Genomic DNA, 10,058 nt, shown 5'->3' on the forward strand with positions numbered 1-10,058 from the left:
GCACCCGGGCGAGGCTGACAAGGTGGGCTATGGGAAGGTATGGCCGTGATGCTGACCAACTGGGCGGGAAACACCGCATTTCGGGCGCAAACTGTCCACCATCCGAGCTCGCTCGACGAGCTCCAGCGACTCGTCGCGGCCGGTTCCCGCGTGCGGGCGCTGGGGAGCGGTCACTCGTTCAACGATGTCGCGGACACCACCGGCGACCTCGTGGTGCTCGACCGGATGCCGGACGCGGTGGAGATCGACAGCGCGGCGGCCAAGGTGCGGGTGCCCGCGCGCATGACGTACGCGCGGCTCGCCCCGCTGGTGCACCAGGCCGGCTTCGCGCTGGCGAACATGGCCTCGCTGCCGCACATCTCCGTCGCCGGCTCGGTCGCCACGGGCACGCACGGCTCCGGTGACGCCGTGCCCAGCCTGGCCGCCGCCGTGTCCTCGCTCGACCTCGTCACCGCCGACGGCTCGATGCTGACGCTCTCCCGCGGCGACGCCGACTTCCCCGGCGCGGTGGTGGCGCTCGGCGCGCTCGGCGTCGTCACCTCGCTCACCCTCGACCTGGTGCCCGCCTTCGAGGTGCGCCAGTACGTACGCGAGGGCCTGTCCGTGGACGCGCTGGCCGACTTCGACGAGATCATGGCCGGCGGCTACAGCGTCAGCCTCTTCACCGACTGGCGCGACACCCGCGTCTGGCTGAAGCGCACGGAGGAGCTGACCAGTCCCGACTGGTACGGCACCACCCCGGCCGACGGCCCCCGCCACCCGCTGCCCGACATGCCCGCCGAGAGCTGCACGGTCCAGCTCGGCGTGCCGGGCCCCTGGTACGAGCGGCTGCCGCACTTCCGGCACGACGCCGAGCCGAGCGGCGCGGGCGACGAGCTGCAGTCGGAGCTCATCGTGCCCAGGGAGCACGCGGTCAAGGCGCTGCGCGAGCTGTACGCGATCGGCGACCGGATCCGGCCCGTCCTGCACATCTCCGAAGTCCGCTCGATCGCGGCCGACGACCTGTGGCTCAGCCCGTTCCACGGCCGCGACAGCGTGGGCATCCACTTCACCTGGGTGAGGGACGTCGCCGGGGTGCTGCCGGTGCTGGAGCTGGTGGAGGAGACGCTGGCGCCGTTCGAGCCGCGGCCGCACTGGGGCAAGCTGTTCACCCGGTGGCCCGCCTGCCCCGACCGCTTCCGCTCCCTGGCCCGGCGCCTCGACCCGCAGGGCAAGTTCGCCAACGACTTCACGCGGATACTGCTGGGGGAGTAGCCTCCCGCGCGGGCTTGCGCCCCCGGATGTAGCGCGCCACCGGCCCGGCGGACGATGTGCCGGGCCCGCGCGTCGGAGATCGTTGGTGGCATGACCACTCACCCGTTCAGGTTCGGCGCGGTCGCCGGACACGCCACCGACGCCGACGCGTGGACCGGCCTGGCCCGCCGGGCGGAGAGCCTCGGCTACTCGACGCTGCTGGTGCCCGACACGCTCCGCACGCTGTCGCCCTTCATCGCCGCCGCCGTCGCCGCGACGGCCACGACGACGCTGCGCGTGGGCACGTTCGTGCTGAGCGCCGCCAACCGCACGCCCGAGACCGTGGCCTGGGAGACCTCCACCCTGCGCACGCTCACCGGCGGCCGCTTCGAGCTGGGCCTGGGCGCCGGCCGCCCGGACGCGGAGCAGGACGCCGCGGCGCTCGGCGTGCGGTACGGGACACCGGGCGAGCGCATCGAGCGGCTCTCCGAGACCATCGACGCCGTCAAGGACGTGCGCGTGCTCGTCGCCGCCTCCGGGACCAGGCTGCTCAAGCTGGCCGCGCAGAAGGCCGACACGGTGGCGCTCGGCGTGCCGCGGCACTACACGGAGGACCAGGTGGCGGGGAAGCTGGACGAGCTGTACGAGCTGGCCGGCGACCGCTTCCACGACCTGGAGCTCAACATGAACCTCGTGGCCGCCGGCGCCGAGCCGCCCTCCTGGCTGTCCGTCCCGCCGGACGGCACCGGGGCCCTTTTGGGGACGGCGGACGAGATGGCGGAGACGCTCCGTAGGCGTAGGGACAGGCTCGGCGTCTCGTACGTGTCGGTCAACGCCCAGTACCTGGACGAGTTCGCCCCGGTGGTGGAGCGGCTCGCCGGTACCTGACCGGATCTGACAGGTACGCCCGGCATGATGAGGCACATGTTCGCCAAAGGAACCTTCGACACCGCCGGCTGGGACGCCAGGCCGCCCTTCGAGGAGCGTGACGGCGTCTCACTCGGGCTCGTGACCATGTCCAAGACCTTCCACGGGGACCTGACCGGCACCAGCGTCGTGCATCTGCTGGTGGCCGCGACGGAGGTGGAGGAGTCGAAGTCGTACGTGGCGCTGGAGCGCGTCGAGGGCACCCTGGACGGCCGCGCGGGGGCCTTCGTCGTGCAGCACAACGCGGTCAGCGACCGCGGGAAGCAGTCGCTGACCGTCTCGGTCGTCCCCGACTCGGGCACCGGGGAGCTGAGGGGACTCAGGGGCGAGATGACCATCGCCATCGGACCCGACGGGGGCCACTCCTACACCTTCGACTTCACCCTCTGAACCGCCACCAGCAGGAGAGCCAGCGCCGCCAGCCCGAACACGGTGTGGCTCACGAGGTCGAGCACGGGGGAGGAGGGCACCAGCGGGTGCGACAGGAACGCGTGCCAGGTGTAGGTCAGCAGCGCCCCGCCGGCCAGCGCCATCCGGTGCCTGCCGTCCCATCCCTCGCGCGCCGACCAGGTGAGCGCCAGCCAGGCCATGCCCGCCTCGGCCGCGACGAGCGAGACGATGGTCACCCAGACCGGCAGCCCGTCGATGACGGTCTGCAGCTCGAACACCGCCCCGGCCACCAGCGTCGCGCCGAGCACCAGCCACGGCGATGGCGCCCGCCCGGCGGCGCTCCAGCGCCGCGGCAGCCGGAACGCCGCCACCACGAGCAGGGCCACGATCACCACGATCGACACGAGCTGCGGCACGGACGCCAGGAAGTGCCCGTTGCCGTAGGAGAAGAGGGTCGTGGACGCGGCTCCCAGCACGGCCAGCGTGCCCGCCACGCCCAGGCCCACCTTGCCGAGCCACGGGGTGGTCCGCCGCTCCCGGGTGATCTCCTCCATCACCGCGATGGGCACGCTCACGCTCCACACCGTGTGCAGGGCCAGCACGAACAGCGTCCACGGCACCCCGATGCCGAGCGCGGGCAGGTAGCCGGGGTCGAGCAGCCGCTCCCCGGCGTAGTTGGGGTTGAAGAGCGACATCGTCATGATGCCCTCCTCGAACACGCCGTAGGCGAGGGCCAGCAGCACGATGCTCGGCCACGTGAGCCCTTTCCTCCGGGCCACCTCGCGGATCACCACCGTGGCGCCGCCGTACGTGGGGGCGAGCACGACCAGGAAGTACAGGTACGTGAGCGGGAAGTCGCCGAGCAGGAACTCGGCGACCAGCGGAGAGAGGAGGGCGAGCCCGAAGGCCGGGAGGATTCGTCGCATGCCACGATCTTCCGGCGGTTTCCCGGCCGCGACAGGTGCCGTCCATCCTGATGTCGGCATGACATTTGTCCTATGCCGCTGACCAAAAGAGAAAGCCCGGGCGCTGAGCCCGGGCTTCGTGTGGGTGGAGCTATGGGGATTCGAACCCCAGACCTCCTCCATGCCATGGAGGCGCGCTACCAACTGCGCTATAGCCCCTTGCTGCGTGTACGAGTGTAGCCGACTTCGCGACCCCCCAAGCACACCTTAAAAAGGTCGCATACGGAGAGTAAAAAGTTGCTACTATCCGTGGCGTGATCGGCTTCGACCCAGTACCCCTGACCTCGCGCTGCGCCCAGATCCTCGACGAGCGGGAGCATGCCGTCGTCGGCGTCAGCGCCCTCAACGGCTACTTCACCCCTCGGGCCATCAGGCACCTGCTCGACTGGGCGACCCGGACGTTCGCGCGGGTCCACGTCCTCGTGCCCGGCGTCGAGCTGGCGGGCACGCTGGTCGCGAGGGGGTGCCCGGCCGCCAAGGCGGGGGCCAAGGCGCGGGCGGCCGCCAACAACACGCGCAACCGGGTGATCCGCGCGCTCGACGCCCTCGACCCGTCGAACGCCACCGTGTCCGACTGGAACGAGCTGGCCGCCAACCGGGCCTACAGCGAGGCGCGCACGGACCTGGAGCGCCTGGTCGCCACCCATCCGGCCTTCGCGCAGCACTGCCTGGAGGCGGTGCGGCCCATCGTCGGGGTGCCGGAGCTCTCGCGCGAGCAGGCCGAGCAGGCCCTGCCCTTCCTCCTGGCCGAGCTGCCCCTCGTCATCGACACCCCGTCGATCCTCGGCACGGGCTCGTCGGTGTTCTGCTACCCCCGGCCGATGCCGATGGTCGACCTGCTCCACGCGGGCGCGCTGCCGGTCCATCCGGGCCCCACGCAGGGATTCGTGTCCACCGCGTTGACACAGGCCGTCCGGCCTGATCAGTATTTAAGTAACGTTCGGTAAATACATCGTCACCAGAGGTGGCCGTCATGGATGCACGTGCCCGAAATGTTGGTCATGCGTTCGACACCAGCGACATGGACCACGACGGCTACCTCGATCACCGGGACATGACCGTGGTCGCCACCGCGCTCTGCGAGCGGCTGGGGCTCTCCGAGCAGGGCAGCCGGCTGGTCAGGAACGCGTACGAGCGGGTCTGGCGGTATGCCGTCCGCCACATCGGCACCGATTCCCACGGCCGCATCAGCAGGGAGTCCTACATCGACTACGCGCTGGCTCCCGAGCGCGACCGGACGGAGTTCGTGGCCAACGTGGTCTGGCCGATCACCGACGCCCTCTGGGACGCGCTCGACGCCGACGGCGACGGGCGGCTCGACCGGGCCGAATACCTGCGCCTGTGGGCGGCGTACGATGTGGCGGCAGAGGCGTCACGGGAGTCCTACGATCGGCTGCGCGGCAAGAAGGTCTCGCACGTGTCGAAGACCGGGTTCGCCCAGGCGATGTACGACTACTACTATCGCTCCGCCACTGCCGCCCCCATACTCGGCGACGGCTAGCTCAGCCCACCGCTCCGGCCTTGCCGATGAGCGTGACCAGCTCCGACACCATCGGATCCTCCGACGCCGCCGCCAGCCGGGTCGCCTGCTCCCCGAGCTCGGGCAGGTCCATGCCGAACGCCTTGCGGTCGCGCAGATAGACCGCGAACGCGGCGACCACGACGTCCACCTGGAGCCGGACCGGCGCCTTGTCCCACACCGACGGGGCCAGCTCGTCGGCCTGCAGCGCCTTGCTCGCCTCCGAGGCGTTCCTGGTGTCGGGGTCCTGCCAGCGTACGGTGGCCTGGGCGAGCTGCCCCTTGGCGCCGGGCTTGAGGCGCAGTGAGTAGAGCGCGGTGACCGAGTGTCCGGGGCCGATCTCCCCGCCGTCGCGGCTGTCGTCGCGGAACTCCTCCGTGGCCAGCGCGCGGTTGTCGTACCCGATGAGCTGGTAGCTCTCCACCACCGACGGGTTGAAGACGACCTGCGCCTTGGCATCGCGCGCCCGCAGCTCGATGTTCGCGGGGAGCTGCGTGGCGAAGATCTTGTCGGCCTCCTCCTGGCTGCTCACGTACACGGCCATGCCGTCGCCGTTGTCGGCGAGCTGCTCCATCAGCTCGTCGCCGTAGTCACGGCCGACGCCGACGGTGAGCAGCGTGACCTGCCTGCCGGCGTACTCCTTGACCCGGTCGAGGATGGCCTGCCACTCGGTGCTGCCCTGGTTGGCCAGGCCGTCGGAGAGCAGGATGACCCGGTTCGTGGCGGCGGGGCGGAACGCCTTCGACGCCTCCTGGTAGCCCGTGACCAGGCCGCCCTCGAGGTTCGTGCCGCCGTTGACGGTCAGCTCGTCGATCGCCTCGCGCAGCTCGGCCCTGGCGGTCAGCGGGGTCATCGACGCCAGCACCTGGGCCTCGTCGCTGAACGACACGATCGAGACCTGGTCGCCGGGCGCGAGCTGGTCGAGCAGCTTGAGCAGGGCCGTCTTGACGAGGTCCAGGCGGCCGGGCTCGGCCATCGAGCCGGAGACGTCCACGACGAACGTGAGGTTGGCGGGCCGCCGCCCGGCCGCGTCCGACGCGCGTGTCTGCAGGCCGACGCGCAGGACCGCCTCGTCGCGTGACGGCAGCTTCGCGCCGTCCACGTGCACGGCGAACCCGTCGTCCTGCGGCTGCGCATAGTCCTGGCGGAACGCGTTGACCCACTCCTCGGGGCGGATCTCGGCGGGCGCGGGCCAGCGGCCCTCCTGGAGGGCACGGCGGGCGTAGCCGTACGACGCGGTGTCCACGTCCAGGGCGAACGTGGAGATCTGGGCCGTGGCCGTGTCCTGCTCGGCGTCCTCCTGCTGGCTGGGTGCTTGGGACGGGCGTACGGGCTGCTGATTGGCGCCGACCGGATCGGGGGCCCGGTCGGCGCTCGTCGAGCCACCGGAGCCGCCGCACGCGGACAGGGCCAGCAGCGCGACGAGTCCGGCACCCGCCGCTAAGGGGCGAATTCTCATGGCAACCACCTCCAAGCCGTACGACGGAACTTGATCTCCCGCAGGACGGGCCGGTGACGTAAGCGAGCGCAAACCGCGACCGAGGCGTGATCGCTTGTGGCGCAGGTGACAGGTGAGGTAGGCATGGAGGCCATGCGCGTCTATCTGGGTTTGGCCGCGAAGCGGCACGATGTCCCCGTCCGTGTCCTCGACAAGGTCCGATCCGTTATCGACCTGGCCTTCCCCGTGCCCGCCGAGGTCATTCGCGGGCGGGAGTGGCACGGCAGGGGCGTGTCGCTGTTCGGGTGGACGAACGAGCCGGACGACAGCAGGCAGCCGGAGCTGCTCCACGAGCACGGCGACCGGATCATCGGGCTGAACGGCCATCTGGCCGATCCCTCCGACGTGACGAGGCTGCCCGACGACTCCGTCGGCGGCTGCTTCTCGGCGTGGATCGCCCGCGACGGCGAGCTGACCGCGAGCACCGCGATCAACCGGGTCTGCCCCGTCTTCTACGCCGAGACCCCTGACCTGCACATCGTCGGGAGCCGCGCCCTGCTCGTGCACCTGGCCGCCCAGGAGGCGGACCGCGTCGACCACGACGTGCTCGCGCTCCAGACGATGATCCGGCAAGGGTTCTTCCTGTCAGACGAGACGCCGTACCGCGGAGTGTCGGCGCTGCGGCCCAGCTCACGGCTGGTGGTGCGGGACGGGAGGCGTACCGTCACCGAGACCCCGCTGCCGGAGGCGGCGCCCGCTCCCACCACGGGCCGGGCCAAGCGGGCGGCGATCGCCGAGCTGGCCGACGCGCTGCTCGCCACCGTGGCGCCGCTGCGCGACCTGGGCGAGCCGGTGAACCTGGCGCTGACCGGCGGGCGCGACACCCGCATCCTGGCGGCGCTGCTGCACGCGGCCCGGGTGCCGTTCCGGGTGACGACGAACGGCCTCGACACCCATCCTGACGTGATCATCGCGCGGCGGATCGCGGCCGAGCTGAAGGTGGAGCACACGGTCATCGCGCCCCCGCAGACGGCGCAGAAGGACGCGGTGCTGGTCGAGCACCCGCTGAGCCGGGCGTGGGAGACGCTGCGCACGTGCGAGGGCATGACTTCCGCGTACGAGTCGATCGTGAGCTACCTGCCCTACTCCGGCAGGCCGACCATGTCCGGGCAGAGCGGCGAGACGTTGCGCGCGGGCAGCCTGAACCTGCTCCAGACGGACCTCAGCGACAAGGCGCTGCTGCGGCGCATCAACAACACGTTCTCCAAGGACGAACGGCTGTTCACAGCGGAGGCCAACGAGCACGCCCGCGAGCTGGCCAAGCCCTGGCAGGCACGGGCGAACCGGCTGGAGGCGCTCGACCACATCTACATCTGGTACAAGGTGGGCCGCTGGCAGGCGAGCGCGCGTGCCGGGTCCCTGCGTCGCGGCGATCCCGTGCGGCCGTTCCTGGACAACCGGGTGGTACGGGCGGCGCTGAGCCTCGACCAGGGCTGGCGTCTCTCCGAAGAGGTGATTTATACCCTTATTTTGCGATTCGCTCCGAAGTTGCGGGATGTGCCGATCGAGGGGAAGCCGTGGCGGTTCGCCGACGGGGCGGCCAAGCGGTGGCCCTGGTCTCACGTGCCGCCGCCGTACATGCCGACTGCGAAGACGGGCGGCGGGTGGAGCTGGCGCACTAGCCCCGGCCCCGCGCTCACCGGCGTGCTGCGCGATCAGGTGCTCGGCAACCTCGACGTGCTCACACCCATCGTGAACCCGGACGAGGTGCGCGCGCTCTTCGCCGACCCCGTCGTCAAGAAGCCCGCCCTGGCCTGGCACCTCTACACGGTCAGCGCGCTGCTGACCGGCCTCTATCCGGGCAAGCGGCCCGAGGGGCTGGAGGAGATCAGGGTCTCCCGGCCGCAGTGATGAGCGCCGCGTTCTCGACGCGTACGCGGACGGTGAGCAGCACGGCGTTGGCGGCGGTGAAGCAGAGCGCGGTGAGCCAGGCCGTGTGCACCAGGGGCAGCGCGAGGCCCTCGGCGACGACGGCCACGTAGTTGGGATGCCGCAGCCACCGGTACGGCCCGCCGCGCACGAGCGGCATGTCCGGGACCACCACGACGCGGGTGTTCCACTGCCTGCCCAGCGTGCCGATGCACCACCAGCGCAGCCCCTGGGCGAGGAGGGCCACCGCCAGCATCGGCCAGCCCAGCAGCGGGACGAAGGGGCGGTCCAGCAGCCACACCTCGGCGGGCGCCGCTGCCAGGAGCGCGGCGTGGGCCACGACGATCCAGGGGTAGTGCCGCCTGCCGTACTCGACGCCGCCCCTGGACCTGGCCCAGGCCAGGTTGCGACGGGCCACCGTCAGCTCGGCTAGCCGCTCGAGGACGACCAGGCCGATGACGACGAGGTACGCGCTCACCAGTGCAGCAGCAGCAGCTCGGCGGAGAAGCCCGGCCCCAGGGCGAGGAGCACGGCGGGCGCGCCCGGCCGGCCCCGTGTCTCCTGGAGCACGTGGAGGACCGAGACCGAGGAGAGGTTGCCGTGCTCGCGCAGCGACCGCCAGGTCACCTCGACCGCCTTCGGCGGCAGGCCGAGGGTTTCCACGATCTTCTCGATGACCTTGGGGCCGCCCGGGTGGCAGATCCAGGTGGCGACCTGGTCGGGCGTCAGGCCGTAGTCCGCGAGGAACGTCTTGATGTCGCCGCCCAGCGCCTGCTCCACGAACCCGGTCAGGTCCGGATCCAGCACGATGCGGAAGCCGTGCTGCCCGACCTCCCAGCCCATGAGGTGCTCGGTGCCGGGATAGAGCCTGCTGCGGGTGGCGACGACCTCGGGCCCCTGGCCGCGCCCGGTCGCGACGACGGCCGCCGCGCCGTCCCCGAACAGGCCGCTGGCCACCAGGTTCGCGATCGAGGTGTCGTCCCGCTGGATCGTCAGCGAGCACAGCTCCACGCACACCAGCACCGCGACGTGGTCGGGCCAGCCGCGCAGGTAGTCGTGCAGGCGCGACAGCCCCGACGCGCCCGCCGCGCAGCCCAGGCCGAACACAGGCACCCGCTTGACGTCCGGCCGCAGCCCCACCCGCTGGGCCAGCCTGGCGTCCAGCGAGGGCGTCGCGATGCCGGTGGTGGAGCAGAGCAGCAGATGGTCGACCTTCTCGGGGCGGATGCCGGCCTTGCGCAGCGCGCCTCTCAGGGCCTGCTCGCCGAGGTCGAGAGCGACTTCGAGGTACATGTCGTTCGCGCGCTCGAAGGAGTCGAGCTTGGCGTAGTCGGCCAGCGGGAGCGCGAGGTTGCGGCCTTCCACGCCGGTGGCCGTGTGGAAGCGTCTCAGCAGGTCCTCGTCACAATCGGTCAGCCGGGAGAACGCTTCGGTGATCTCCGCCTGCGTGTAGCGGTGATCAGGCAGAACACTCTGTACTCCCGAGATGTGCATGCATCTCTCCTGCCGCTGAGAGGCCGCGGCTAACATCGGCCACCGGCGCGCGGGGCTTGGACGGCCGTCGGGTCAGACATCCCTGGACCTGGAATGTCAAGCGGCGAAGTCGTGTTGCCGGTGCGACCATGCGGTTGCTTGGTTGTAGGTGGTGTGGGTTTTC

The 10,058-nt window shown here is 71.0% G+C and carries 10 protein-coding genes and 1 tRNA gene; 6 read left to right on the top strand and 5 right to left on the bottom strand.

All coding sequences use genetic code 11. The features are described 5' to 3' along the window. Positions 1-39 precede the first annotated feature (39 nt). The 3 genes from AB0H84_RS48550 (at position 40) to AB0H84_RS48560 (ending at position 2,550) form a co-directional block, all read left to right on the top strand. The gene (locus tag AB0H84_RS48550) at positions 40-1,254 is read left to right on the top strand and encodes an FAD-binding protein (RefSeq protein ID WP_357620347.1); all 1,215 of its coding nucleotides are present in this window, start codon (positions 40-42) and stop codon (positions 1,252-1,254) included. 90 nt (positions 1,255-1,344) lie between these two features. Further along, positions 1,345-2,121, top strand: coding sequence for an LLM class flavin-dependent oxidoreductase (locus AB0H84_RS48555; RefSeq protein WP_357620349.1), 777 nt, complete (start codon positions 1,345-1,347; stop codon positions 2,119-2,121). A 36-nt stretch (positions 2,122-2,157) separates the two neighbouring features. After that, positions 2,158-2,550 carry a DUF3224 domain-containing protein gene (locus AB0H84_RS48560; RefSeq protein ID WP_357620351.1) on the top strand — a complete coding sequence of 131 codons (393 nt, stop codon included), beginning with the start codon at positions 2,158-2,160 and terminating at the stop codon, positions 2,548-2,550. On the opposite strand, the gene AB0H84_RS48565 is transcribed toward AB0H84_RS48560, so the two are convergent. Both AB0H84_RS48565 and AB0H84_RS48570 read right to left on the bottom strand, forming a co-directional pair. Beyond that, positions 2,526-3,476: a hypothetical protein gene (locus AB0H84_RS48565; RefSeq protein ID WP_357620353.1), complete on the bottom strand. Its 951-nt coding sequence runs from the start codon at positions 3,474-3,476 to the stop codon at positions 2,526-2,528. The two genes, AB0H84_RS48560 and AB0H84_RS48565, sit on opposite strands and share 25 nt — an antisense overlap. A 125-nt stretch (positions 3,477-3,601) precedes the next feature. Then, a tRNA-Ala gene (locus tag AB0H84_RS48570) sits at positions 3,602-3,674 on the bottom strand. A 95-nt stretch (positions 3,675-3,769) separates the two neighbouring features. Between AB0H84_RS48570 and AB0H84_RS48575 the strand changes: the two genes are divergently transcribed. Then, entirely contained in the window at positions 3,770-4,462 is a 693-nt protein-coding gene (locus AB0H84_RS48575; protein WP_357620354.1) for a tRNA-dependent cyclodipeptide synthase, read from the top strand. Positions 4,463-4,488: 26 nt separating this feature from the next. Further along, complete coding sequence (locus AB0H84_RS48580) at positions 4,489-5,016, top strand: hypothetical protein (RefSeq protein WP_357620356.1); 528 nt, start codon at positions 4,489-4,491, stop codon at positions 5,014-5,016. 1 nt (position 5,017) lies between these two features. Here the strand turns inward: AB0H84_RS48580 and AB0H84_RS48585 are convergent, their stop codons facing one another. After that, positions 5,018-6,493 carry a von Willebrand factor type A domain-containing protein gene (locus AB0H84_RS48585; protein WP_357620358.1) on the bottom strand — a complete coding sequence of 492 codons (1,476 nt, stop codon included), beginning with the start codon at positions 6,491-6,493 and terminating at the stop codon, positions 5,018-5,020. Between the two features lie 123 nt (positions 6,494-6,616). Between AB0H84_RS48585 and AB0H84_RS48590 the strand changes: the two genes are divergently transcribed. Continuing rightward, on the top strand, positions 6,617-8,383 hold the full coding sequence (locus tag AB0H84_RS48590) for an asparagine synthase-related protein (protein WP_357620360.1): 1,767 nt from the start codon (positions 6,617-6,619) through the stop codon (positions 8,381-8,383). Here AB0H84_RS48590 and AB0H84_RS48595 read toward each other — a convergent pair. Next, positions 8,361-8,879 carry an isoprenylcysteine carboxyl methyltransferase family protein gene (locus AB0H84_RS48595; protein ID WP_357620362.1) on the bottom strand — a complete coding sequence of 173 codons (519 nt, stop codon included), beginning with the start codon at positions 8,877-8,879 and terminating at the stop codon, positions 8,361-8,363. The genes AB0H84_RS48590 and AB0H84_RS48595 overlap by 23 nt on opposite strands. Beyond that, positions 8,876-9,895 carry a 3-oxoacyl-[acyl-carrier-protein] synthase III C-terminal domain-containing protein gene (locus AB0H84_RS48600; RefSeq protein WP_357620364.1) on the bottom strand — a complete coding sequence of 340 codons (1,020 nt, stop codon included), beginning with the start codon at positions 9,893-9,895 and terminating at the stop codon, positions 8,876-8,878. The genes AB0H84_RS48595 and AB0H84_RS48600 overlap by 4 nt, the downstream gene beginning before the upstream one ends. Positions 9,896-10,058: the final 163 nt, after the last annotated feature.

It is taken from the genome of Nonomuraea sp. NPDC050786 (assembly GCF_040654115.1).
Taxonomy (GTDB): domain Bacteria; phylum Actinomycetota; class Actinomycetes; order Streptosporangiales; family Streptosporangiaceae; genus Nonomuraea.

Excerpts from the sequence above, each read along its gene's own strand:
- AB0H84_RS48550 (WP_357620347.1), top strand. The coding sequence starts at position 40 with ATGGCCGTGATGCTGACCAACTGGGCGGGAAACACCGCATTTCGGGCG.
- AB0H84_RS48560 (WP_357620351.1), top strand. The coding sequence starts at position 2,158 with ATGTTCGCCAAAGGAACCTTCGACACCGCCGGCTGGGACGCCAGGCCG.
- AB0H84_RS48590 (WP_357620360.1), top strand. The coding sequence starts at position 6,617 with ATGGAGGCCATGCGCGTCTATCTGGGTTTGGCCGCGAAGCGGCACGAT.
- AB0H84_RS48585 (WP_357620358.1), bottom strand. The coding sequence starts at position 6,493 with ATGAGAATTCGCCCCTTAGCGGCGGGTGCCGGACTCGTCGCGCTGCTG.
- AB0H84_RS48555 (WP_357620349.1), top strand. The coding sequence starts at position 1,345 with ATGACCACTCACCCGTTCAGGTTCGGCGCGGTCGCCGGACACGCCACC.
- AB0H84_RS48580 (WP_357620356.1), top strand. The coding sequence starts at position 4,489 with ATGGATGCACGTGCCCGAAATGTTGGTCATGCGTTCGACACCAGCGAC.
- AB0H84_RS48600 (WP_357620364.1), bottom strand. The coding sequence starts at position 9,895 with ATGCACATCTCGGGAGTACAGAGTGTTCTGCCTGATCACCGCTACACG.
- AB0H84_RS48565 (WP_357620353.1), bottom strand. The coding sequence starts at position 3,476 with ATGCGACGAATCCTCCCGGCCTTCGGGCTCGCCCTCCTCTCTCCGCTG.